The 20,732-nt window shown below is 69.0% G+C and carries 31 protein-coding genes; 13 read left to right on the top strand and 18 right to left on the bottom strand.

Going from position 1 to position 20,732, the window contains the following annotated elements; genetic code table 11:
• The first annotated feature begins 3 nt into the window (after window positions 1–3).
• Both acpS and H4F70_RS15350 read left to right on the top strand, forming a co-directional pair.
• Window positions 4–417 carry a holo-ACP synthase AcpS gene (gene acpS, locus H4F70_RS15355; protein ID WP_182357811.1) on the top strand — a complete coding sequence of 138 codons (414 nt, stop codon included), beginning with the start codon at window positions 4–6 and terminating at the stop codon, window positions 415–417.
• Window positions 418–548: 131 nt separating this feature from the next.
• Entirely contained in the window at window positions 549–956 is a 408-nt protein-coding gene (locus H4F70_RS15350) for a VOC family protein (protein WP_182357810.1), read from the top strand.
• A 12-nt stretch (window positions 957–968) separates the two neighbouring features.
• Here the strand turns inward: H4F70_RS15350 and H4F70_RS15345 are convergent, their stop codons facing one another.
• The 3 genes from H4F70_RS15345 to H4F70_RS15335 all read right to left on the bottom strand — a co-directional run bounded on the left by H4F70_RS15345 (window position 969) and on the right by H4F70_RS15335 (window position 3,720).
• On the bottom strand, window positions 969–1,670 hold the full coding sequence (locus H4F70_RS15345; protein WP_182357809.1) for a TetR/AcrR family transcriptional regulator: 702 nt from the start codon (window positions 1,668–1,670) through the stop codon (window positions 969–971).
• Between the two features lie 100 nt (window positions 1,671–1,770).
• A complete protein-coding gene (locus H4F70_RS15340) occupies window positions 1,771–2,400 on the bottom strand; it encodes a response regulator (RefSeq protein WP_182357808.1) in 630 nt (209 codons plus the stop codon).
• Window positions 2,401–2,403: 3 nt separating this feature from the next.
• On the bottom strand, window positions 2,404–3,720 hold the full coding sequence (locus tag H4F70_RS15335; RefSeq protein WP_182357807.1) for a sensor histidine kinase: 1,317 nt from the start codon (window positions 3,718–3,720) through the stop codon (window positions 2,404–2,406).
• A 180-nt stretch (window positions 3,721–3,900) separates the two neighbouring features.
• On the opposite strand from H4F70_RS15335, the gene H4F70_RS15330 reads away from it, so the two are divergent.
• Complete coding sequence (locus H4F70_RS15330) at window positions 3,901–4,965, top strand: FtsX-like permease family protein (protein WP_182357806.1); 1,065 nt, start codon at window positions 3,901–3,903, stop codon at window positions 4,963–4,965.
• A 61-nt stretch (window positions 4,966–5,026) separates the two neighbouring features.
• Window positions 5,027–5,734: an ABC transporter ATP-binding protein gene (locus H4F70_RS15325; RefSeq protein WP_182346750.1), complete on the top strand. Its 708-nt coding sequence runs from the start codon at window positions 5,027–5,029 to the stop codon at window positions 5,732–5,734.
• 10 nt (window positions 5,735–5,744) lie between these two features.
• On the opposite strand, the gene H4F70_RS15320 is transcribed toward H4F70_RS15325, so the two are convergent.
• Window positions 5,745–6,233, bottom strand: a complete 489-nt coding sequence (locus H4F70_RS15320; protein WP_182357805.1) for a hypothetical protein — start codon at window positions 6,231–6,233, stop codon at window positions 5,745–5,747.
• Between the two features lie 162 nt (window positions 6,234–6,395).
• On the opposite strand from H4F70_RS15320, the gene H4F70_RS15315 reads away from it, so the two are divergent.
• Window positions 6,396–6,611 (top strand): hypothetical protein, encoded by a 216-nt coding sequence (locus H4F70_RS15315; protein WP_182357804.1) that lies wholly within the window; start codon window positions 6,396–6,398, stop codon window positions 6,609–6,611.
• A gap of 55 nt (window positions 6,612–6,666) precedes the next feature.
• Here H4F70_RS15315 and bcp read toward each other — a convergent pair whose 3' ends face one another.
• Window positions 6,667–7,152: a thioredoxin-dependent thiol peroxidase gene (bcp, locus tag H4F70_RS15310; RefSeq protein ID WP_182346753.1), complete on the bottom strand. Its 486-nt coding sequence runs from the start codon at window positions 7,150–7,152 to the stop codon at window positions 6,667–6,669.
• Between the two features lie 109 nt (window positions 7,153–7,261).
• Between bcp and H4F70_RS15305 the strand changes: the two genes are divergently transcribed.
• The gene (locus H4F70_RS15305; protein WP_182346754.1) at window positions 7,262–7,477 is read left to right on the top strand and encodes a DUF3618 domain-containing protein; all 216 of its coding nucleotides are present in this window, start codon (window positions 7,262–7,264) and stop codon (window positions 7,475–7,477) included.
• A gap of 147 nt (window positions 7,478–7,624) precedes the next feature.
• Here H4F70_RS15305 and H4F70_RS15300 read toward each other — a convergent pair whose 3' ends face one another.
• Window positions 7,625–8,173 carry a DUF3558 family protein gene (locus H4F70_RS15300; protein WP_182357803.1) on the bottom strand — a complete coding sequence of 183 codons (549 nt, stop codon included), beginning with the start codon at window positions 8,171–8,173 and terminating at the stop codon, window positions 7,625–7,627.
• Window positions 8,170–8,598, bottom strand: coding sequence for a hypothetical protein (locus tag H4F70_RS15295; RefSeq protein ID WP_182357802.1), 429 nt, complete (start codon window positions 8,596–8,598; stop codon window positions 8,170–8,172). The genes H4F70_RS15300 and H4F70_RS15295 overlap by 4 nt, the downstream gene beginning before the upstream one ends.
• Window positions 8,599–8,778: 180 nt before the next feature.
• Here H4F70_RS15295 and H4F70_RS15290 point away from each other — a divergent pair, with 180 nt between their 5' ends.
• The 7 genes from H4F70_RS15290 to H4F70_RS15260 all read left to right on the top strand — a co-directional run bounded on the left by H4F70_RS15290 (window position 8,779) and on the right by H4F70_RS15260 (window position 13,305).
• A complete protein-coding gene (locus tag H4F70_RS15290) occupies window positions 8,779–8,937 on the top strand; it encodes a hypothetical protein (protein WP_182357801.1) in 159 nt (52 codons plus the stop codon).
• A gap of 94 nt (window positions 8,938–9,031) precedes the next feature.
• On the top strand, window positions 9,032–9,871 hold the full coding sequence (locus H4F70_RS20930) for a tyrosine-type recombinase/integrase (protein WP_182357800.1): 840 nt from the start codon (window positions 9,032–9,034) through the stop codon (window positions 9,869–9,871).
• A gap of 169 nt (window positions 9,872–10,040) precedes the next feature.
• Window positions 10,041–10,409 carry a hypothetical protein gene (locus tag H4F70_RS15280; protein ID WP_182357799.1) on the top strand — a complete coding sequence of 123 codons (369 nt, stop codon included), beginning with the start codon at window positions 10,041–10,043 and terminating at the stop codon, window positions 10,407–10,409.
• 256 nt (window positions 10,410–10,665) lie between these two features.
• Window positions 10,666–10,893 carry a hypothetical protein gene (locus tag H4F70_RS15275; protein WP_182357798.1) on the top strand — a complete coding sequence of 76 codons (228 nt, stop codon included), beginning with the start codon at window positions 10,666–10,668 and terminating at the stop codon, window positions 10,891–10,893.
• Window positions 10,894–10,956: 63 nt separating this feature from the next.
• A complete protein-coding gene (locus H4F70_RS15270; protein ID WP_182357797.1) occupies window positions 10,957–11,316 on the top strand; it encodes a hypothetical protein in 360 nt (119 codons plus the stop codon).
• Window positions 11,317–11,469: 153 nt separating this feature from the next.
• Window positions 11,470–11,871 carry a helix-turn-helix transcriptional regulator gene (locus H4F70_RS15265; RefSeq protein WP_182357796.1) on the top strand — a complete coding sequence of 134 codons (402 nt, stop codon included), beginning with the start codon at window positions 11,470–11,472 and terminating at the stop codon, window positions 11,869–11,871.
• Between the two features lie 276 nt (window positions 11,872–12,147).
• On the top strand, window positions 12,148–13,305 hold the full coding sequence (locus H4F70_RS15260; RefSeq protein WP_182357795.1) for an adenine nucleotide alpha hydrolase family protein: 1,158 nt from the start codon (window positions 12,148–12,150) through the stop codon (window positions 13,303–13,305).
• Here H4F70_RS15260 and H4F70_RS15255 read toward each other — a convergent pair.
• From H4F70_RS15255 to H4F70_RS15200, 11 genes are all read right to left on the bottom strand, one after another.
• On the bottom strand, window positions 13,302–14,858 hold the full coding sequence (locus tag H4F70_RS15255) for a hypothetical protein (protein ID WP_182357794.1): 1,557 nt from the start codon (window positions 14,856–14,858) through the stop codon (window positions 13,302–13,304). The genes H4F70_RS15260 and H4F70_RS15255 overlap by 4 nt on opposite strands.
• A 9-nt stretch (window positions 14,859–14,867) precedes the next feature.
• Window positions 14,868–15,314 carry a hypothetical protein gene (locus H4F70_RS15250; RefSeq protein WP_182357793.1) on the bottom strand — a complete coding sequence of 149 codons (447 nt, stop codon included), beginning with the start codon at window positions 15,312–15,314 and terminating at the stop codon, window positions 14,868–14,870.
• 10 nt (window positions 15,315–15,324) lie between these two features.
• Window positions 15,325–15,744, bottom strand: coding sequence for a phage upper tail fiber protein (locus H4F70_RS15245; RefSeq protein WP_182357792.1), 420 nt, complete (start codon window positions 15,742–15,744; stop codon window positions 15,325–15,327).
• Window positions 15,744–16,016 carry a hypothetical protein gene (locus tag H4F70_RS15240; RefSeq protein ID WP_182357791.1) on the bottom strand — a complete coding sequence of 91 codons (273 nt, stop codon included), beginning with the start codon at window positions 16,014–16,016 and terminating at the stop codon, window positions 15,744–15,746. Before H4F70_RS15240 ends, H4F70_RS15245 begins: the two co-directional genes overlap by 1 nt.
• A 1-nt stretch (window position 16,017) precedes the next feature.
• The gene (locus H4F70_RS15235; RefSeq protein WP_182357790.1) at window positions 16,018–16,683 is read right to left on the bottom strand and encodes a glycine-rich domain-containing protein; all 666 of its coding nucleotides are present in this window, start codon (window positions 16,681–16,683) and stop codon (window positions 16,018–16,020) included.
• Window positions 16,683–17,717 (bottom strand): glycine-rich domain-containing protein, encoded by a 1,035-nt coding sequence (locus H4F70_RS20860; RefSeq protein WP_182357789.1) that lies wholly within the window; start codon window positions 17,715–17,717, stop codon window positions 16,683–16,685. Before H4F70_RS20860 ends, H4F70_RS15235 begins: the two co-directional genes overlap by 1 nt.
• A gap of 3 nt (window positions 17,718–17,720) precedes the next feature.
• A complete protein-coding gene (locus H4F70_RS15225; protein WP_182357788.1) occupies window positions 17,721–18,164 on the bottom strand; it encodes a hypothetical protein in 444 nt (147 codons plus the stop codon).
• 2 nt (window positions 18,165–18,166) lie between these two features.
• Window positions 18,167–18,388: a hypothetical protein gene (locus H4F70_RS15220; RefSeq protein WP_182357787.1), complete on the bottom strand. Its 222-nt coding sequence runs from the start codon at window positions 18,386–18,388 to the stop codon at window positions 18,167–18,169.
• A gap of 63 nt (window positions 18,389–18,451) precedes the next feature.
• Window positions 18,452–19,768 (bottom strand): peptidoglycan DD-metalloendopeptidase family protein, encoded by a 1,317-nt coding sequence (locus tag H4F70_RS15215; RefSeq protein WP_235681139.1) that lies wholly within the window; start codon window positions 19,766–19,768, stop codon window positions 18,452–18,454.
• Window positions 19,768–20,172, bottom strand: coding sequence for a phage gene 29 protein family protein (locus H4F70_RS15205; protein ID WP_182357786.1), 405 nt, complete (start codon window positions 20,170–20,172; stop codon window positions 19,768–19,770). The genes H4F70_RS15215 and H4F70_RS15205 overlap by 1 nt, the downstream gene beginning before the upstream one ends.
• On the bottom strand, window positions 20,172–20,729 hold the full coding sequence (locus tag H4F70_RS15200; RefSeq protein ID WP_443735769.1) for a Gp37-like protein: 558 nt from the start codon (window positions 20,727–20,729) through the stop codon (window positions 20,172–20,174). Before H4F70_RS15200 ends, H4F70_RS15205 begins: the two co-directional genes overlap by 1 nt.
• Window positions 20,730–20,732 lie beyond the last annotated feature (3 nt).

Raw genomic sequence — 20,732 nt, 5'->3', positions numbered from 1 at the left:
CAGGTGATCGCAGGCATCGGAATCGACGTGGTGGCGGTCCCGGGGTTCGCCGAGCAGCTCGCTCGGCCCGGGACCGCCTTCACGCGCGTCTTCACCCCGGGGGAGCGGCGCGACTGCGCGGGGCAGGACCGGGATGCCTCGGCACGGGCCAAACACTTTGCGGGACGGTGGGCGGCCAAGGAGGCCTTCATCAAGGCCTGGTCGGCCGCCGTCTACGGCGGCCCCCCGGTGCTGCCGGAGGCCGAGATGCGCGAGATCGAGGTGGTCGCCGACGCGTGGGGCCGTCCGGCGCTCCGGCTGCGCGGCGCCGTCGCGGCGGCGGTGCGGTCGTCGCTGGGGGAGGTGGTGGTGCACGTGTCGCTCAGCCACGACGGCGACGTCGCCGCCGCCTATGTGGTCATCGAACGGGCTGGGTGAAACCCGCGTCCACCGGGCCGGTGATTCTCCGGTGGCGTCCGCGCCGGCGGACACCCGAAAACCGCCCGCGCGGGGCGGGGCCGCGGATTACGCTTGCGGTCGGAACCCAGCCCGATCCGAGAGGCGTGACCATGCCGGCGACCATCACCCCCTACATCAACTTCGGCGGCAGCGCCCGCGAGGCGATGACGCTGTACCACGACATCTTCGGCGGAAACCTCGAGATGCAGACCTTCGAACAGGCGGGGCACGTGCCCGACGGCGTCGAGGGCGACAAGATCATGCACAGCAGCCTGATCGGGGCCGAGGGCCTCGAGCTCATGGCCTCCGACGCGATGCCGTTCAACGCCGGCGACACCGTGTGCATCGCGCTCACGGGCGACGACTACCCGGCCATGGAGGCACGCTGGAACCGCCTCATCGACGGCGGCGAGGTACTCGAGCCGCTCGACACCGCGCCGTGGGGCGACAGCTTCGGCATGTGCCGCGACAGGTTCGGGCTGCGCTGGCTGATCAACGTCGCCGCGGCCCGCGGCTGACCGGGCCGCAGGTCAGCCCGGACCCGAAGCCCGCTCCGTGGAGATGAGGTACGCCGTCATCATCCGCTTGAGCTCGCGCACCGCGTCCCCGTGGTCCTGGCTGTCCTGCACCGAGAAGTTGAGCATCGAATAGACCGCGTGCACCAGCACCTCGGCGATGAGCGTGCGCCGATCCGCCCGGGCGTGCGGGGTCAGCGGGGCCAGCACCTCCGTCACCTGGTGGGCGAGCGCCCGCTCGTGGATGGCGGCCGTGGCGCGGGTGGCCGGCGTCGCCTGGACGGCCAGCCACACGGCGCGGCGCGACGGGTCGGTCAGCCACAGTCCGGCCAGGTGGTCGATGAACTTCTCCAGCAACCGCGGCCAGTCCAGCGACGGGACCTCCTCGCCGAAGCTCGTCAGCTCGGCCTGCACGGCCACCAGGTCCTGGCGGTCGAGCTCGCACACGATCACGTACTTGTTGGCGAAGAACTGGTAGAGGGTTCCGATGGGCACCCCGGCCCGTGCCGCCGCCGCCTCGCAGGTGAACGACTCGAATCCCACGTCCACTAGCAGGGCGCGTGAGGCGGACAGCAGCGTCTCGAATCGGCGTTTGCTGCGCTCCTGGATCGGCCGGCGGCGGGGGACCAACTCCTCGGTCGCCGCGGCGCTGACGGCGGACGCATCGGCGGCTGTCCTGGGGCGCCGCGCGCCGGCTGCCTCCGGAGATGTGTCCACGATGCCCAGATTATCGGCCGACCGGGCGGTCCGTGTCCACCGCGCGGCGTGTCACCGGCGGTCACGGCTATTCATCCGGCACGCAGTCGCCCCTCCGCCGCTACAGCAGCCCGCGCTCGCGCGCCGCGATCACCGCGCGCGTGCGGCTGTCCACGCCGAGCTTGCTGTAGATGTGCACCAAGTGCGATTTGACGGTGGCCTCCGAGATCGACGACGCGCGTGCGATGTCGCGGTTGGAGTCGCCCTGGGCCACCCGGCCCAGGATCTCGAGCTCGCGCGGGGACAACGACGTCGCCGGGGACTGCATGCGGTCGAGCAGGCGTGAGGCCACCATCGGCGCGAGCACCGTCTCCCCGGCGGCGGCCGAGCGGATGGCCCGCACCAGCGCATCCGGGTCGGCGTCCTTGAGCAGGTAGCCGGTGGCCCCCGCCTGCACCGCCCGCAGGATGTCGTTGTCGGTCTCATAGGTGGTGAGGATCAGTACCCGGGGCGGATGCGGCAGCGCCCGGATCCGGGCGGTGGCCTCCACCCCGTCGGCGCCGTCGCCGAGGCGCAGGTCCATGAGCACCACGTCGACGGCCGGAAGCGAACGGACCTGGCACAGCGCCTCGTCGGCGGTCGACGCTTCGCCGACCACCTCCACGCCCGCGGACGTCGTGAGGACAGCGCGCAGGCCCGCGCGCACCACGGGGTGGTCGTCCACCAGCAGCAGCCGGATCGGTGCGGTCATGCCTCATCCCTCCTGGGCGTCCGGCGCCGCGATCGTGGGGACCGTGGCGCGCACCGCGGTGCCGCGGCCCTCACCTGATTCCACCACGACGCTGCCCGAACATTCGCCGATCCGCGCGCGCATCGCGGCGAGCCCGTAGCCACTGCCGTCGGGCTGCCGCTGCCGTGGGGTGTGCGCGTCGAAGCCGCGGCCGTCGTCCACGATGTCCACGCTCGTCTCGTCCTCCTGGTGGGTCAGCGTGATCGTCACCGAAACCGCGTCGGCGTGCTTGCGCGCATTGGTGACGGCCTCTTGCGCCGCGCGCAGCAGCGCCACCTCGGCGCGGCGCGGGAGCGGGTGCGGTGCACCGTGTTCGGTGAAGGTGGTGCGCACGCCCATCGCCCGGTTCTCCTCCGCGAGGGCCTCGAGGGCGGTGCGCAGTCCGTGTTTCTCGATCGACTCGGGGTCGAGCCCGCGGACCAGCCGCCGGGTTTCGCCCAGCGCGGCGAGCGTGCTGTCGAGGGCCGTCTGCAACTGGACGCGGTGGGCCTCGTGCGCGCGCTCGGCGCCGTCGGCGTGACCGTCGGCGATGTCGGTGGTGCGCGAGTCGGCCAGGACGGAATCGGCCAGGGCGGCGCGCAGCAGGAGGATCACGCTCGACAGGCTCTGGCCGACGGTGTCGTGGATCTCGCGCGCCAGACGCTCGCGTTCGGCGAGGCGGCCCGCCGTGCGTTCCCGGTCGGCGAGGGCGGCCTGCGTGCGGACCAGCTCCTCGAGCAGCCGCCGACGCTCCTCCGACTGTGCGCGCAGCCGGTGGTAGATCTCCGTCATCACCACGGCGCTCGCGATGCCCACCGCGGGCCCGATCACGGCCCCGGCCTGCACCTCGCCCTGATGCCAGGCGAACCCGACGACCGCCACCAGGGCGACGCCGATGTCGACGAGCACCGCCGCCCGCGCAGGCACCAAGTGCCACACCAGCATCGCCAGCAGGAAGGCGAGCCAGATGAACTCGCCCGACACCGCGACGAGGGCCAGCCACAGGATCAACAGCCCGGCCAGCCATGCATGCGAGCGACGGCCCGTCGCGTCGCCCGCGATCCGCGCGGCGCCGGCGCCGTACCACCCGCCCGTCGCGACCGCCAGGGCCAGCGGCGCGACGGGGCCGGTGGCGGTGAGCGGCCCGCCCGCCACGGCCCGGACCGCGCCGATGACGAGCAGCACAGTGAACAGGACGTGCCCGGCGATCAGAACGTACCGGTCGACGACGGGGGCGGGCCGGGCCCCTGGTGCGGGGAGGTCGGCCACGGCGGAGCGTGCTGCGTTTCCGGGATCGGGCACGGCACCCAGTATCCCCGAGATCCGGGCGACGGCCAGGCTCTACAACTTTCGGTTGATCCGCGCATCCACCGGACGATCCGTGAAGACCGTCATCTTCTCCGATGTATCCGCGGGCGGCGCGCGGAAGGCTGGGTATCGCAGGCCGCAGAGGGCGCCGCGCAGCTGGAGATTGTGAGGGACATGTTCATCGGAATCCGCGACATCCTGTTCGCACGGGGTCGATTCACGCTCATCAGTGCCGTGATCGCGTTGATGAGCTTCATGGTCGTCGCGCTGTCCGCGCTGACCAACGGGCTGCAGGGGCAGTCGATCTCCGCCGTGGAACGCCTGCCCGGGCAGTCTGTGGTACTGCAGTCGCCGGCGCAGGGGCAGTCGCCGTCGCTCAGCGAGAGCACGCTGGACGCCGACGCGGTCTCCCAGGTGCGCGCCACAGATGCGCAGACCGCGCGGCTGGGGGTGGCGACGACGCGGCTGGGCCACGACGGGGCCAGCGCCGCGCTGAGCGTGTTCGGCGCCGACCCGGCGCTCATGCCGCATGCCGAGGAAGGCGCGCAGCCCGGCGACGGCGAGATCCTGCTGTCGCAGTCGCAGGCCGACGAGCTCGGGGTCGCAGTGGGCGACACGGTCACCGCCGGCGCCGACACACTGCGGGTCTCCGGGCTGGCCGACACACTGCGGGTCTCCGGGCTGGGCGACGCCGGCTCGTTCGCGCACACCCCGGTCGGCTACACCACCGTCGCGACGTGGAAGACCCTTTCCCACGACCAGGGCACGAGCGCGGTCGTCGTCTTCGGCCAGGCCCCCGCGGTGGACGGGACGACGGTGCTTGCGATGTCGAGCATCACCGACGCCGTCCCCGGCTACGGTTCCGAGCACGGCTCGCTGCTGGCGATGCAGCTGATGCTGCTGGCGATCTCCGCCCTCGTGGTGGGCGCGTTCTTCACCGTGTGGACGCAGCAGCGCCGCGGCGACCTGGCCGTGGTGCGGGCGATGGGCGCCGACCGCTCCTACCTCCTGCGCGACGGCCTCGGCCAGGCGGTGGTGGTGCTCGTGGCAGGGCAGGCCGTGGGCGTGACCGCGGGCGTGCTGCTCGCGTTGGCGGCGTCCGGCACCGTACCCATCATCGTCACCGCCGCGGGGGTGCTGGTGCCCGTGCTGGGAATGACCGGACTGGGGCTGCTGGGAGCGCTGCTGGCGGTGCTGTCGGTCACCAAGGTGGATCCGCTGGTGGCCATGCAGCGATGACGCACACAGCCCGAATCCGTACGCAGCCCGAAACCCTTCCGATCCCCGTCAAGGAGCAACGATGAGCCTGAAGATGTCGCACGCCACCCTCACCTACCCCGACGGCCGCGGCCGGCTGACGGCGCTCGACGATGTGAGCCTCGACGTCCCGGCCGGCCGATTCGTCGCGGTCACCGGTCCCTCCGGGTCCGGCAAGTCCAGCCTGCTCGCCGTCGCCGGCACGCTCATCACCCCGGATTCGGGTGACGTGATCGTCGGCGACGTCACCGTCACCGGCGCAGACGCGAAGGAACGCGCGCGGATCCGCCGGGAACAGGTGGGTTTCGTGTTCCAGCAGGACAACCTGATCCCCGCGCTCACCGCCGTCGACCAGCTGCTGCTCGCCGTGGACATCCGGGGCATGCGCCGCGCGAAGCACCGCGACGAGGCGATGGCGCTGCTCGACGAGGTGGGCCTGGCCGACAACGCCGGCCGCCGCCCCCACGAGCTCTCCGGCGGCATGCGCCAACGGGTGAACATCGCGCGCGCACTCATGGGCGGGCCGTCGCTGCTGCTGGTCGACGAACCCACCTCCGCCCTCGACACCGAGCGCGGCCGCGCCGTGGTCGAGCTGATCGCCAGGCTCGTGCGGGAACGCGACCTGGCGGCCGTGATCGTCAGCCACGACCTGGCGACGCTCGGCCCCGGACTGGCGTCGGGCGTGGACGAGACCATCGAACTCGTCGACGGCGCGATCCGCTCGCGCGACACGCACGGCGCCGCGGCCTGACGGGCACGTTTCAGGGCAGCGGGATGGGCGCGACATCACCGGCGAACGGGTTCCACACGAACAGCGTCGAATGCGAGGGCGCCTCGGCGTTGGGGACCCCCGGCGGCGGCGCCGTCCACTGCTGCACGACGACGTGGAAACCGCTGCTGCCGGTGACCTCCGCGGGAAGACCCGGCTCCGGTTGCGTCGCGGTGGGCGTGCCGCGGTGATAGAGCAGCACCGCGCTCGGCGACGAACCGGTGCCGCCCTTCGTGTCGAGGACGATGTAGCCGAGATTGCCGCAAGGGGCGGCCAGGTCGGTGACCACCCAGCCCTCGAACGTCGGCATGCCCTCCGGCGGCGGAGTGTCCTGGGCGACCCGGTCCGCGTTCACGGCGCAGCCGGCCGGGGGCGGCCCGAGCGAGTCGGTGGACGGCAGTGCGGTGGCGGCGGGAGCGGCGGCGACGCCCAGCGCCAGCATCGCCGCGCCGGTGAGTGCGAGCTTTCCCGGTATGCGCATCGGGTCGGTCCTCCGTACAGCATGGTGTCCGCTTCGCGGCTGATATAGGTGAGATCGCGGAATCCGCTGGCGTTGTTATCCGCGTCACAACCAGTGCGTGCTGCGTAGACGCGGCGTCGTCATCGCGATCCCGCCCGGGAAGGGACGACCACAGGAGGCAACATGATGGACCATCACCTGGCACACCACGCCCGCAGCGCCGCATCCGCGCTGCTGGCCGCAGCCGTCTGCATGGCGATCACGCAGATCATCTGGCTGGCTCTGGGAGAGGACGTCTCGCGCGCCTTGCTGTTCGGGCTGTCGCTGAGCTCGATCGCCTTCGGCGGGACGTACGCGGGCACGTTCTTCGTCGGGATACGCCGGGCCGGCGATGCCTGATCCGCGCCGCCCGCCCCCCGCATTGCCGGGGACGGGCGGTGCGCAGTCGCGAGGGTCAGACCTTCAGGTCGCGCCGGAGCTTGGCGACGTGGCCGGTGGCGCGGACGTTGTACTGCGCCACCTCGATGCGCCCGTCCTCATCGACGAGGAACGTCGAACGGATCACGCCCTGCACCGTCTTGCCGTACATCTTCTTCTCTCCGAAGGCGCCCCAGGCGGTCAGCGTGGACTTCTCCGGGTCCGACAGCAGCGGGAAGTTGAGGTTCTGATTGTCACGGAAGGTGGCCAGCTTCGCCGGCTTGTCCGGGGACACCCCCACCACGGCGAGGCCCGCCTCATTGAGCTCGGCGAGGTTGTCACGGAAGTCGCAGGCCTGCTTGGTGCAGCCGGGCGTCGACGCCGCGGGATAGAAGTAGACGACCACCTTGCGTCCGCGGAAGTCGGACAGCGAAACCTCGTTGCCGTCGGCGTCCGGAAGTGTGAATGCGGGGGCCTCATCGCCCGGCTCGAGCCGGCGGGGCGCGGTCGTTGCGTCGCTCATATCCTGAAGATTACCGATGCGCGCCACACAAGACGGGCGCACCTGTTCTACGGTGTTGGTCGTACATCCGCGAACATGCGCGTACAGCCCGACAGTCGATGGAGGACACGTGGCCAGGGACACCGACGCAATCGAGCGCGACATCGAGCGGGCGCGCGAAGAACTCGCCGCCACACTCGACGAGCTGGCTACCCGGCCCAAGCGCATGGCGGACTCGCTGAAACAGCGCGTGATGGCCTCGGTGTCGTCGCCGGCCGTACGCTACGGGCTCATCGGCACGGGCGTCGTGGTCGTGGGCCTCGTGGTGGTCAAGATCGTGCGCTGACGGCGCTGTCCCACGCTCGGCAGAGCAATGCGGCAGGTTGAACCGCCCGCCGTGACACGAAGTCCACATTCTGTGCCCCTCGTATGGTGGTTTCCCCGCATCCGAGGTACATGGAATGTGGACTTCGTGTCATCAGGGTGGCAATTCTCAGTGATCCATGAGTCGCGTGACCAGAGCGGCCGCCAGAGTGCGGGTCTGGTCGCAATCGCGGGCGGGGCTCACGTCGGCGTCACCGCGGGGGCTGCTTGTGACATGCAGAAACCCGAAACTTACTGTGACCAAGACGTTGCAGTCCTGCCTGATTCCGTCATGGTCGCGGATGGACATCTCCGCCGGGCGTCCAGCCACCTCGAGCGGGAGGACTTCGCCGGACGCCTCCAGCACCCGCTGCACCCATCGTTTGGTCGAACCGTCGGGGGAGGCGAGCTGGGACATGACCGACACGCTGTAGAGGTCGTTGCCGAAGGTGCAGTTGCTCGTGCGCCGATCTCGCGACGGGGTTGCGGCTCGCGAGGGGGTGAGGCCGCGCGATGCGAACCACGTGACCATCTCGTCGGTGCAGGGATCGGCCAGCATTCCTGTAGGCGTGGTATCCGGCGGTGATGCGGTCGCCGGTGCGGTCGCGGGGGAAGTGCTCGTGCACGAGGCGGTCAGCGCGATGCAGGCGATCACCAGCGCGATGACAGGGGTCCTCATCCGATCGGCCGGTCGGAGAGCAAGGCGCCCTCCAGGCTCTGTGCCGTGGAGGAGTCCGCGTCCATGAGGTCGGCGGCACCGGACCGTACCCAGGCCGCGAGATCGCGGGCGACCTGTGCGAACTCCCGAAGCCGCACGACCGCGGAGCCTTGGTCGCCTACTGCGAGATCCAAATACATCTGTTGCAGCTGCAGGATCGACGGGAGCGTGCCCCAAGGTTCTCGCCCATAGATCGACTTGAATCGTTCTGCGAGAATTTCCAGCTCATCCGCCGCGCGTTCGTATGCCCCCGCGATGGTGTCGACGGCGTCTTGAGTGATGACGAGTTCGTCGGTGCTGTCTGTCAATGATCCCCCCGGTGTCGACAGGTGCGGGATCACCGTACCCGAGGTCGCCGGCATCGAGGCCGAACGCGGCAGGACCACCCCGTGTGACGCGAACTCGTCCGCAACGCAAAACCCCCGCCCGGATGACGATCCAGGCGGGGGCTTGGCTGTACGCCGTCGGGGGCTCGAACCCCGGACCCGCTGGTTAAGGTCCTGCGAGGGAAACGCGCAGGTCACCTACCTCCACCAGGACGCTGGTGACGTCTACAAGGACGCGGCGTGACCCGGCCGGCGCTCGGCGGCATCTACCGCGACGCCGCCGAGCTCGACCACGACGCCGAAGCCCGACTCAACGATCTCATCACCGAACTGTGCGGCGACACCCTTGACCGGGACACCGTCGCCGCCGCGGTCCGGCGCGCCGCCCGGCGCGTGTAACCCACGCCATAGCAGGCCACGGAAGGGGAGCGTTTTGGAATCAAACCGGCCGACCCGCTGGCGTGTCGACTCCGCACCTGCCCGAATAGTCGGTATGGACATGCTCACTATCGTGCCCGCGTGGGAGGAGGCGATCAGTGCGTGGGAGACCGAACTGCGCTCGATCGGCCGGCCCCGCTCCACCCGCTACCAACGCTGCTACCACCTGCGCCGCCTCGGCCACGACCACCGCGACACCACCCCCTGGCAGATCACCCGCGAGCACCTCGTGTACTGGTTCGCCGCCCACGACTGGGCCCCCGAAACGCGCCGCTCCTACCGCGCCTCGGTGCGCGGCTTCTACGAATGGGCCATCGCCACCGGCCGGACCGCCGTCGACCCCGCCGCCAGCCTGCCCGCGATACGCCTGCCCCGCGTGCGACCCCGGCCCGCACCCAACGACGTCGTCGACGCCGGCATGCGCGCGGTCGACCACCGCACCCGGCTGATGATCTACATCCTCGCCCTGACCGGGCTGCGCCGCGCCGAAGTCGCCGCCATACACGCGCGCGACCTCGAGCGATCTATCGACGGGTGGCAACTGCGCGTGGTCGGCAAGGGCGGACACGAACGCGTCGTCCCCGTCGACCGCGACCTCGCCGCCATGATCCGCGAACGCGGCGACGGCTGGATCTTCCCCGGCCAGATCGACGGCCACCTATCGCCGGCCCACCTGGGCAAGCTCGTCTCCCGCGCACTGCCCGACGGGTGGACCGCCCACAACCTGCGGCACCGGTTCGCCACCGTCACCTACCGCGAATCCCGCGACATCCGCGCCGTCCAAGAACTCCTCGGCCACGCGTCGATCCGCACCACCCAGATCTACACCGACGTCCCCCAAGGCGTCCTACGCACCGTCGCCTCCGCCGCCCGTTCCGGGCTTCGCGCCGCGTGAGTCACACCCGTTTGATATTCATGATGCACGAACACACGGCCCGCCCCGGCCGCCATGACGAAAGCAGAACCCCATGACACGACGCACACTCGGGCCACTGATCGCCGCCGCAGGCGCACTCGCCATCGCAGGATGCTCCACAACCGCCGAATCGGCACCCGAACCCACTATGAGCGCCCCTGCGCGCAGTGCAGCTCCGACGTCGATCTCTGGGCCGATCGTGGTCGGCTCGAACGTCGTCGTTCAGGCCGACTGCGGCGAGGACGGTGTCGCGGGCGTGCACATCAACTTCGGGAAGGTCGACGACGAATACCTCGTCGGCCGCAACAGCGTCACGCAGTCGGTCGGCGGGACGAAGACGTTCTCCCGGAACTACGGGCTGTCGTCCAGCGACACTGAGCGTGTACCGCTGACGGTCACCACACGGCCGACACGCGGCACGTGCACCACGACGATCACCGACTACGACACCGGCGAAGTCGCAGGCCAGAAGGAGACAGCCGGACGCGCGCAACTCTCGGTCGTACTGAGCAACTGAATGACCAGGGGAACAGCGCTAGAGACGCGTGAACGGCCCCGGACAGAAGGTCCGGGGCCGTCGCCGCCGCGCAGGGGGGTGCGCGCCGGCAGCCCGCGGGGGGATGCGGACACTGACTTGGACGTGACGGGCGGGGCCGCAGTTCCACGGTCCTGGTTACGGTTTGATAACAAAGGGTTGCAATGTCCGCATGTCGGACATAGGTTGTATTCATCAGCAGGGCACGAGGCCCGCTGAACCTCCAAGGGAGAAGACAATGCAGATCATCAACGCCACCGGCACCTACCCCGCCAGCTACGCCGCCGACATCGCACGCGGCCAGCAGTTCGTCGCCCGCCTGATCTCCACCACGGAGCACGGGGTACAGACCCTCCGCCTCCGCGACCTCGACACCCGCGCGATCCTCGCCGAACACACCACCGAGCAAGGGCACACGCTCAACATGGACGAAGTCCACGCCTGGGCCGCCGACCACACCCGCTGATCCCCGACGCCCCGACCCACCACGGGCCGGGGGGCGCCATCCCTTCATCCGCAGGAGACTTGCATGACCATCACCCGCACCACCGCCGTCCGCCGCCTCACCTGGCAGCAGCAACAAGCCGAACTCATCCGCGACACCGCCGCCCGCAAGATCCGCGAGACCCTCGACGCCGGGGGAACCGAGACCGTGCACCACGCCCGTTCCCTGTCCATCGCAGGCTCACAGGCCCGCCTCTACGGCACGGCCGTCGCTGCGCTGCACGGCATCGACGGCGACATCGACGCCGATGACGTCGCCTACTGGGCCGACCAGCGCGAGGCCATGGAGACCCCCGGCGAGCAAGAGGCCGTCGACCGGATCGTGGACGCGCTCACCATCGTCGGCGACGGGTGGGCCGGGCCGGACGACCTCAGCCTGACGTGACAACGAAAGGGCCCCGGCCCCCACGAGGGGAGCCGGGGCCCGCCCCGCCGGAGCGGGGAACACTCGCAATCCGACGCCGCCTGGATGGGCAAAACCGGATCATCCCCCGCGAGGGGGAACACGCCACAGACACTAACAGCAGGAGACGACAGAATGGACGATTCCGCCCTCTTCCGCACCATGCGGGAAACCCTGGGCCTCACCCACGACGACGCGGGCGAGCTATGCGGCGTCGCCGGGCGCACCGTCCGCCGCTGGGAATCCCCCGACGAGACGTGGCCGCCCCCCGCCGACGCGATGGCCGCCATGCAGGACCGGTGGGCCGCCGTCACCGACCGGATCGGCGAAGTCCTTGAATCGTTACCAGACCCGGAGGACGAGTTCGGGGAGACCGAAACCGTTCGTCTCGTCCGCTGGCCTTCCAACGAAGCCTGGCTGCGCGACCACCCCGGCGAACAGTTGTGGTCGTGGAAGATGGACTGCGCCGCCGTCGGCCTCACCGCGGTTGCCCTCGACCTCGCCGACTATCCCCGCACCATCACGTGGGCCGAGTGAGCGGCCGGCCCCGCGCGTCGTCCACACACGGGGCCGGGGTGGCCGCCGCCCCTCTGAGCTGCGACCAGCGCGCACTCTACCCCGACCGCGTTTCATCAGCGGTAGGAATACGGCAACCCGAGGCTTCATATTGCGCCCGATGCAACACCCGCTGCCGCTGCGCGCGCACGACGCGGCCCCGGGCACGAGGGGCTACAGGACTCCCGGGCGCGGGGCCGGTCGGCCGGCACTGCCGGTGCCAGCAGCACGTTTGACGCATGTGTATATTCAATCCCTATGCTTAACGTTGAACCCCGCCCCTGCGGACACAATGAGGCAATTGCGGACTTCCGGTTCGACGACAAGACCTACACCATCACCACGTCCGCGAACGTTCCGCTGCGCTCGTCCGGCACGTCCTGGCTCGCTCCGGCCACCATCGCCGCGATGCACGGCAACCACGAGCTGTATATCCACAGCACCGTGGACGACGTAGCCCGTGCGGGGGCGGCGAAAGCACAACGGCTCATGGCGTCCTGGTGGCCCGAGACGATGCACGAAGTTCCGGTCGATGCGACGGCCACGCCCGACGTCCCCGCGAGCCACGAACGCGGAGTCGGGAGTTTCTTCTCCGGCGGGCTCGACTCGTTCTACACCGCCGTGCGGCACCAGCCGGAGATCACGCACCTGGTGTTCGTGCACGGCTTCGACATCTTCCTCAACAACGAGGAGTACTACGAGACGACTGTCGACCGTCTCCGGAAAGCCGCCGCGGAGATGGGCAAGACGCTCATCGAGCTGCGCAGCAACATTCGGGTTCTCGACAAGGAGACCGGCGGCTGGGGCAAAGCGCATGGCGCAGCAATGGTCCACGTCGCCGAGCTGCTCTCCGAGCACGTGCACACGATGTACGTTCCCGCCTCAGACTGCGATAAGAATCCTGCCGCCGATGGTTCGCATCCTGATCTTGTTCCTCACGGCAGCCACCCGGACTTGGACCCGTTGTGGTCGAGTAGCCGCGTGCGAATCCTGCAGAGTGGTGTCGATGCGACCCGCGTGGACAAAGCTCGCATGGTGAAGAATAGCGACGCCGCCATGACGCATCTTCGCGTGTGCTATTGGAATCGTAACGACGTCCGCAATTGCGGCGAGTGCGATAAGTGCGTGCGCACCGCAATCAACGTGTACGTCGCGGGTGCGGAGTGTGCTGCTCTGCCAGAGATTGACCTTGTTAAGGCGCTTGACCGCATACCGATGAACAAGACGCGGGAGGTTTTTGTTCAGGAGAACCTCGCCGGTCTACGCGAGGGCCCGGTGAACGATGCGCGCCTTGAATCGGCCCTTGAACGTGCCCTCCGCCGCACCTGGCCGCAACGCGCCTTCGCTCGGGCTTGGAACAGTGCCGTGATCGCGAAGGTGGCGGCACTCACGATCCGCGAGAAACTCACCCGTTAGACGGGTTCGATGATGATCCAGGTGGTGTCGGCGTAGACCTGCCGGTCGGATGCGGAGGACCGTCCGACTTCGACCTGGGCTGTCAGCGTCCCGTCTGTGGTGATGGTGACTATCTCGCTGATGGTGCGGTAGGGACCTCCCCCGGCATAGTCGACCTCCACTAGGGTATCGCCGTCGAGGCGGAGGCGAAGCCCGGCGGAGTAGGAACCGATGCCGCTTATTTCGGCTTGTGCAACGAGCCTGTAGGTTCCGGGCGTGACCGTGAGACCATCGCCGGACAGGTCAGTGTTGGGATAGTCGCCGGTGTCGGCAGCCCATCCGGTGAGGGTGTTCCAATCACCCAGCCCCGAGGTGGTGAACGTGCTTGCCAGGTGGATCGACTGGACCTTGGCGGCGTCCATGATGCGCATCCACGTTCCAGCGGCGATCACGCCACGATCCGAGTAGCTTCCGCGTCCCGACAAGCCCTCCATCGTCACGACGCCGCCCGGCAGGGTGTAGACGCCTTCGACGTTGCGGTACGGGGCGCCGCCGCTAACGTCGAGTGTTTCTATCGCGTTCTGGTCGCAGAGGATGCGCATACCAGCCCGGTAGGAGCTGATGTTGCTGCCTTGGAGCTGGGCGACGATCCGGTAGGTTCCGGACGGCACATCCACACCATCGCCGTTGAACGGTGCTGTTTTGTAGCCGGTCTCGCTCGTCCACGGGTGGATCGTTTCCCACACGGACTGCGACGCCAATGTCTGGTTGCCGTCTTTGAGGATGCTGATCGGAGAGAAGACGGTGAACTCTGCGGGCCACATGCTGCCAGTCGCGGTCATCGTGGGCACGCCAATGGTGACGCCCGCGTGCACCGTAGGGGCGGGATGGAAGACCGGGTTGCCATTCGGGGTCGACGACGTGAGCTCGATCCAGCCGCCGCCGAACATGACCCCGCCGAAGGTGTTCCCGGGGACTTTGTCTGGCGTGAGCGTCTGGCCCGCGTGCACAACGGCGGGCCAGACGCTGCCGGTCGCGGTCATCGGCACCATCGCCCCCGTGTAGTGCGACCCGTACGACGGGGACTCCATGTCGCCGAACGCATCCATCCGAGGCACGCCGATAATGACCGCCGCCGTAACAGCCGGAGGCATGAACGCCGCCGTACCCGACTGCCAGGGCACGATGATCGACACACCCTGCACCTCGAAGCCGAGCGCAGGCCACATGCTCCCAGTCGCGGACATTGGCGGGACGTCGATCAGATTCTCCGACACCACCATCGGAGAAGTCAGGGTTCCGGCGGCGGACATCGGCGGGGGCATGATCGTGACGCCGGTGCACACGGCAGGCGGCGACATCTCCGACACGGCCGTAGCCGCGCCCACGCCGACCGTCTGGCCCGCGTGCACCACAGGCGCGGGTATGCCCGCCGACGCCGACGCGGCACGCACCGTCACCAGGACCGGCCGCGTACCATCCCACACGACATGCGCACCGAGTGCCATCTGCACCACCGCGTCAGTGCCCGCGTAGGCCCCGACGATGGATGTGTCCCGCCAATATTCCGCCACCGGAACCCCCTACGCTGCGGCGATCTTCACGATGCCCGACGCATCCCATTCGAGCTGGAACGTCGCCGCCGTCGACGACTTGGTGCCGTCCAAGTCGACGTATCCGACCAGCGTCTTCGCCGAGGCGGTCGCCGCACTGTCGTCGTACACCACCGCGTACGCCGCGCTGATCGTGCTGTTCGCCCACGACGTGTTCGCCGCGTCCAGGATGAACGCGTTGTTGCCAGCGTTGTAGGTGACGGCCACGGACTGGAGTGCCTGCCCTCCCGACGTGTACCCCGTGCCCGACGTTTCGTTGGAGTTCACATCCGACAGGTACTGGTGCGTATCCTGATTCGGCGTGTACGAACTGGTCAGCAGCATGACCTTCAGGTTCGTCGTACCCGTCGTCAAATCGACGGCACCCTTGCCCAGCGACTCGAACACCTTGCCATACAGCTTTGCGGTCACAGCCATGTCAGTTCTCCTATGCGCTCTCAGTGATGATGTACAGGGTCGACGGGTCCGGGGTGGGCAGAGCCGCATACTGCGACTGCGTGAGGACCGTCTGGTGAGTGATCTCGTTCGACCGGACGAACCCCGAGTTCGGCGACGGGGCGGGCACGCCGGCGTCGACCAGCGGCCACAGGGTGACCGGGGTGGCACTGTCGGGGATTTCGATCTTCCACGTTTGCCGCCACCGCCACGTGCGGATCCGAACCTCTGCTGGGCCGGGGTCCAATCCGGTCATGGCGAATGCGCCTGCGGTGATGTGGAAGTCGCGCCACGCTTCGGTTACGATCTCGGTCGGGTTGTCGCCCGTGCGGGGTGCGACCGCGCGGACGCTGATCGTGCCGTTGGCGGGTTCGCCGGACACGTCTTGCAGGGTCCCGGTGATGTCAGTCATCAGCCCTCCTCTAGTGCGTATCCGGCGACGAACAGGGCGTACTCGTGCTGCGCGAAGCCGCTCACACTGCCCGGCAGCCGCTGCATCGACTTCGCCGCGCCGCCACGATCCGGCCCATACGACGGGACGACCACCGTCTCCCGATTCTTGAACGCCTCCGACGTGAACACCGTCACGAACCGCTGTCCCGCCAACGGCGGAAACATCTCATAGCAGCGCGCCGGACCGGCAAACCCGCCGATCTCGTCGAGCATCAGCTTTGCCGTGTTCATCTCATGGTCCTCCTGGTATCTCATGCACGAGCGTCTCCATCACGGTGACCATCCCGGCCGCCCCGGCCTGCTGTGACCCGCCGCCCCCGGCCGGGTAAGTATTTCCCTGCCCCTGGTGCAGCGAGCCCCCATTTCCGGACTGCAACCACTCCGGCCACAGCAGGTCAGCGGTTCCGCTCGTGGTGCCATCGACCAGCAGGTTCGGGCCGGACAACCCGCCGTGTCCGCTTCCGCTCGCACCACCACCGCCGCCAGAGAGAGCTCCGACCGGAAGGTTCGACACCGACTCGCCGTCGTTGTTGCCCGCTTCGGCCCCCATGCCGCCGCGCCACGGAGAAACGCCCCCCATCGCCCGGCCACTGCTGCCGCCAGCCTTGCCGCCTTGCGCGGTGATGTCGCCGAACGTCGAATCGCCCCCGTCCTCGCCGGCCGATGACGCGCCCACCGTGACCGCGACCGTGTCGTCCACCTGCGACTCATGCAGCCTCTCTGTGATGACTGCAGCACCACCGCCTCCGCCTCCCGACGTGGAAGAAACGCCGCCACCGCCGCCGGCGCCCCGGAGGATCACGTACACCGTCGCCAGGTTCGGCGGCTTATGCCAGATGCCCGACGCGATGAACACATGCACGTTGATCGAGTACTCGCGGTGACCGGGCGCGGTCATCACGCCATCCTCTCGATCACATACACGCGACCGTTACCGCCGTTACCGCCGGCCCCGTCCGTACCAAGGAACGACCCTCGCCTGCCGCCCCCGCCGCCGCCGCCAGACGGGAATCCGCCGGACCCGCCATTGCTATTCGTTCCACCGCCACCGCCGCCACCCCCACCGGTGGGGGCGAGACCTTGCGCAGTCTTCCCGTTCTGCCCTTGAGCACCGCCGGCGAAAATGCCACCAGTTCCGCCTCCGCCCGCGCCGACCGAACTTTTTCCGTTTTGCGACAGCGCCGCGCCGCCCCCACCACCGCCGCCGCCGCCGTGAAGGTCGTAGTTGGACACGGAGTTTCCGCCTGCCTGGTCCTCAAATATTCCCCCGCGGCCACCAGGGATCATGCCTGCGCCGCCGTTAGCTCGCGGCGCGCCATTCGTGTTGCCCGTGACGCCGCCAATCCCCCCGCCAGCGGCCAGTTCCTCGCCGTCTTCGGTGATGATCTTCGACGCGGTGCCGCCGTACCCAGCGTTTCCGGGGCCGCCGCCAGAACCCCCAGCGCCTACCTTGATCTCGATTCTGTTTCCCAGCAGTGATCGGGGCACGCTCACGTGCACTTCCCCGCCGCCGCCCCCACCACCGCCGCCGTAGAACGATGCTGCCGACTTTGCGCCACCGCCGCCCCCACCGGATCCGATGATGATGAAGTCGATTGACGTCACACCATCGCTGATGTGGTGCGTATTGTTCGAGTCATAGTAGACCGACTGGCCCTGCAGAATCTGCTTCTCCACAGCCTCCTGCAACTCGGTGATGTAGTTCTGCTGCTCTTTGATGATCGGCAGCTGCTCGATGTACGAGTTGTCGACGGTGTTGAAGATCAGCGACCCCAACGCGCCGAACATGCCGTTGAAGCCGACACCCCCGCCACCAGTGCCGACTACTTGGCCGGCCAGGTCGCCGCGAAACTTGGACTCTGACAGCCCACGCAGGCCCGACAGATCCGAGCCATGAGTGCCTTCCGGATACTGACCTCCCGGAGTAGTCATGAGTCAGCCTTCCTCGTGCAGCGGCGGCGGGTCCGCAACATCCATCCCGGCCTGCCGCAGCTGATCCGTCACCTGCTGATCCCACTGCGCGTGCGCCGTATACGCCTTCGCCCGCGCCGCCTTCTGCGCCCGGTCCGACGTGACGTGGTCCTCGAGCTGCTGCTTGACCCCCGCCGTCTCCGCCCGCGCCGCCGCCAGGTCCGTGCGCAGCGGCTCGACCATCGCCGCCGCGGCGACCGTCATCTGATGGGCCGCGTTCGCTGTCGACTCGCCCGCTGCCGCGTACGCGCTCAGCGTCTCGGCCCGCGCGTGCTCGGCCTCCGCTTTCGCCCGCTCCGTCTCCGCACCGCGGTGCCGCGACGTCACGCCCAACTTCGCGATCACCCCGAGTAACACGAGCACCGACGCGCCCAGGGTGGCGATCGCGGCCGCGTCCAGCTCCACCACGGCTACTCCCCGCGGCGCTCGACGTGCCGGTCAGACCCCGCGTTCGCCTTCGACGCAGCCAACCAGGTCACGACCGTCGTGATCCACGGGCCTGCCTGGTCCACCCACCCCGCAGTCTGGCCCGGCGAGGCGACGCCGACCACGCCGGCGATCAGCGCGGCCACGCCGACGAGCAGATACAGCGCGCGGCGCAGGAACCAGGGCTGGCGAATCGTGTCGAGCATGACTACCTCCAGATATGCGAAAGCCCCCGACACTGCGGGGGCAGGGGACTCGGTCTCGGTGAGCTACGCCGGGGCGTCCTCGTCAGGCACTCCGGGAAGTGAGCCTGCGGCCTCGGCCGCGGCAGCGAACTTCTCCTCGAGGGCGATCACCCGCCGTCGGGTATCGGCCAGCGAGTCGACGACGGTCATGTTCGCGCCGTCGTCGTTCTGCCCGAGCTGCGGCCACCCCGGGAACTCGCCCCAGTCGCGCCCGCCTGTGAGCTGCTCGCGAACGTCCTTGACGTCGCTGATCACCGGGCCCACGTACCCCTTGATGAAGCCGATGATGTCGTCCTTCGCGGACATACTGATCTCCTCCTCGTCCTGCGGTAGCAGAGACTCGCCCATCACGAGGCACCGCTGGTATCGGGCCCGCCGGTCGGCCAGCCCGTTCAAGCCTCCGTTGATCGCGCGCGTTACCCCTTCGAGGTCACGCCGGTCGGCCATCGCATTGATCTGCGGCCGGGCCACCGTCCAGTACCAGGAGGCGGCGAGGAACCCGAACCGCGGGTCGTCGCGCACCATGTCCGGGTTGTTCACGACCACGCCCGGATCTGACGTGTAGCCGCGGGCCGCGCACCACCGAGAGAACAAGGTGAAGTTGTGCCGGCCGGTCAACTGGATCGGCCCAGACCCCTTGAACCGCACACCATCCCCGGCGAACGTGTTTCCGAGGTCCGTGCGGTACTCGTACGCCGCGCCGGACGCGATCTCCTCCATGTACCGCAGCCCAGCCGACTCGTGCCCGATCTGCGCGCACCACATCGCCGCCCGGTCCACCGTGTTGATCTCGGCCGCGCGCATCGCCGCGACGAACCCCGGCAGCAGCTCGGCGTACCGGGATGTCGACAGGCTGCCTCCCATCGCCGCCGAGAGCACCGCTGGGCCCATCCCCGACACCTCCTCCTGCTCGCCCGGATACGCGGCGTCCTCGAGCCACACCTCCGGGTCGATGAACGATCCGCCGAACCGGCCCGGCGGACCCCACACCTCGAAGTGCAAGTGCGGCCCCGACGACTCGCCATCCGAGCCGACGTTCGCGATGTGCTGCCCCGCGCGCACCCACGCACCCTCCCGGACGAGCAGATCCTTCGCGTACATGTGCCCGTACACCGTGTCGACGCCGAGCGTGGTTTGGTGGTCGACGACGATCCAATGCCCGAACCCCGACGCCGGCCCCGACCGGACCACCAGGCCGTCGGCGGCCGCGTAGATCGGCGTGCCGAACACGCCGCCGTTCGTCGCCAGGTCGAGCCCGCGGTGCGTCACACCCCACCGCGGGCCGAACCCCGACGAGAGCCAGAACGTGCCGCGCGCCATCGGCCACAGCTTGACCGCCATCACTGGCCCTCCTCGTCGAACCATTCGGGATGCTCGGCCTGCACCCGGCGCACCGTCTCGCGCAGCACGTCCGGCGCCACCTTCGCCAGCTCGGCGCCGAGCGGATCGGCCGGGGCGTCCGGCTCGTCGGCCGGCAGCCACCGGCCCGCCGCGCCGAGCATCGCGTCACCGACCGGCAGCTGGAACCGCACCTCCGGCGGCTTTTCGTACCCGCACTGCGGACACTTGAGCATCGCCCCGCACTTCACCAAGTGGGCCGACACCTTCCGCCACCACTTGAGCGGGAACGCGAGCATCGCGCCGACCACGTGCGCCATGCCGACGAAGCACCACAGGAACATCTCCTCCGGGTCCGACAGATCACACGTGTCCCGGGTGGGGATCCGTTCGTCCTCGACGGCCACTAGAACACTCCCAACTGCGACACGGCCGACACCAGCCGGCCGATCGCTTGCATCTGCTTGGTGAACCCGTCCTCGGCCGGACCAATGTCGCCGACCACCGCCTTGAACGTCGGCTTGGTATCCCGGTCCCGGACCAGCTGCAGCTTCGTGATCCGCTGCGAGTAGATCCGGTCATCCCACGCGACCGGCGCCTGCATCAGAATCCGCGTGCCGAGCCGCATGTCGCCGAGCCCCTCGCCGCCCACGCGCCACGGCAGGCCGTCGACGATCTCCATCGACGCCGAGAACTTGGTGTCCGTCGCACGGATCGCCGTGCGCAGCACCATCGTCGCCGACAGCGTGTACGCCTGGTCCGCGCCCGGGATGAACTCCTCATACGGTCCGAGCCACGACGTTCCCGCCGCCCGGTGCAGCAGGTACACCGTCATGAACGCGGCGATCGTGTCCTCGTAGAACGGCTTCAGCAGCGCATCGGCGACGCCGCCGAGCGGGGGGATCGGGGCCAGGGGAATCGCGGCCAGAGCATCGCCGATCGCCTGCACCGCGGCACTTATCAATTC

This window comes from Tomitella gaofuii, assembly GCF_014126825.1.
GTDB classification, from domain to species: domain Bacteria; phylum Actinomycetota; class Actinomycetes; order Mycobacteriales; family Mycobacteriaceae; genus Tomitella; species Tomitella gaofuii.
This window is presented reverse-complemented; position numbering and strand designations above follow the sequence as displayed.

Coding starts and splice junctions, on each gene's coding strand:
- H4F70_RS15315 (WP_182357804.1), top strand. CDS start 6,396: ATGATGGACCATCACCTGGCACACCACGCCCGCAGCGCCGCATCCGCG.
- H4F70_RS15215 (WP_235681139.1), bottom strand. CDS start 19,768: ATGGCGGTCAAGCTGTGGCCGATGGCGCGCGGCACGTTCTGGCTCTCG.
- H4F70_RS15265 (WP_182357796.1), top strand. CDS start 11,470: ATGGACGATTCCGCCCTCTTCCGCACCATGCGGGAAACCCTGGGCCTC.
- H4F70_RS15350 (WP_182357810.1), top strand. CDS start 549: ATGCCGGCGACCATCACCCCCTACATCAACTTCGGCGGCAGCGCCCGC.
- H4F70_RS15245 (WP_182357792.1), bottom strand. CDS start 15,744: ATGACTGACATCACCGGGACCCTGCAAGACGTGTCCGGCGAACCCGCC.
- H4F70_RS15340 (WP_182357808.1), bottom strand. CDS start 2,400: ATGACCGCACCGATCCGGCTGCTGCTGGTGGACGACCACCCCGTGGTG.
- H4F70_RS15320 (WP_182357805.1), bottom strand. CDS start 6,233: ATGCGCATACCGGGAAAGCTCGCACTCACCGGCGCGGCGATGCTGGCG.
- H4F70_RS15220 (WP_182357787.1), bottom strand. CDS start 18,388: ATGCTCGACACGATTCGCCAGCCCTGGTTCCTGCGCCGCGCGCTGTAT.
- bcp (WP_182346753.1), bottom strand. CDS start 7,152: ATGAGCGACGCAACGACCGCGCCCCGCCGGCTCGAGCCGGGCGATGAG.
- H4F70_RS15325 (WP_182346750.1), top strand. CDS start 5,027: ATGAGCCTGAAGATGTCGCACGCCACCCTCACCTACCCCGACGGCCGC.
- H4F70_RS15260 (WP_182357795.1), top strand. CDS start 12,148: ATGCTTAACGTTGAACCCCGCCCCTGCGGACACAATGAGGCAATTGCG.
- H4F70_RS15240 (WP_182357791.1), bottom strand. CDS start 16,016: ATGAACACGGCAAAGCTGATGCTCGACGAGATCGGCGGGTTTGCCGGT.
- H4F70_RS15280 (WP_182357799.1), top strand. CDS start 10,041: ATGAGCGCCCCTGCGCGCAGTGCAGCTCCGACGTCGATCTCTGGGCCG.
- H4F70_RS15330 (WP_182357806.1), top strand. CDS start 3,901: ATGTTCATCGGAATCCGCGACATCCTGTTCGCACGGGGTCGATTCACG.
- H4F70_RS20930 (WP_182357800.1), top strand. CDS start 9,032: ATGGACATGCTCACTATCGTGCCCGCGTGGGAGGAGGCGATCAGTGCG.
- H4F70_RS15250 (WP_182357793.1), bottom strand. CDS start 15,314: ATGGCTGTGACCGCAAAGCTGTATGGCAAGGTGTTCGAGTCGCTGGGC.
- H4F70_RS15270 (WP_182357797.1), top strand. CDS start 10,957: ATGACCATCACCCGCACCACCGCCGTCCGCCGCCTCACCTGGCAGCAG.
- H4F70_RS15275 (WP_182357798.1), top strand. CDS start 10,666: ATGCAGATCATCAACGCCACCGGCACCTACCCCGCCAGCTACGCCGCC.
- H4F70_RS15235 (WP_182357790.1), bottom strand. CDS start 16,683: ATGACCGCGCCCGGTCACCGCGAGTACTCGATCAACGTGCATGTGTTC.
- H4F70_RS15300 (WP_182357803.1), bottom strand. CDS start 8,173: ATGAGGACCCCTGTCATCGCGCTGGTGATCGCCTGCATCGCGCTGACC.
- H4F70_RS20860 (WP_182357789.1), bottom strand. CDS start 17,717: ATGACTACTCCGGGAGGTCAGTATCCGGAAGGCACTCATGGCTCGGAT.